This is a genomic window from Leptospira gomenensis (assembly GCF_004770155.1).
GTDB classification, from domain to species: domain Bacteria; phylum Spirochaetota; class Leptospiria; order Leptospirales; family Leptospiraceae; genus Leptospira; species Leptospira gomenensis.
On sequence record NZ_RQFA01000011.1, the window covers coordinates 1 to 280 of the forward strand.

Here is a 280-nt window from a genome sequence, read left to right on the forward strand (position 1 = left end):
AACCTACGCCAAGTTTTTGACCGCGACCAAACGTTTGGGCAAGAAAGCGGGAACGACGTTGTATCAACCTTCTGCTTTAGCGTCTGCTGTGGCGGCGGCCGCGGCCCGTCGAACTTCGTTTGGTTCTGAGGCGCCGGAGGAGGGAGCGAAGGATGCGCCACCTAACAATGAGCAGGCGGTCGGTGATTCTGCAGATGAGGTAAGTCCAGAGCTTCGTGCACTTCGAACGGAGCGAAACGGATTGTGGGGGGAGCAGAATTGGAATTTGTCGGGAGAACAT

General features: G+C 56.4%; 1 pseudogene. It reads left to right on the top strand.

From position 1 onward, the window contains the following. Positions 1–280 (top strand): annotated as a pseudogene (locus tag EHQ17_RS20070) (DUF1564 domain-containing protein); the annotation flags it as partial.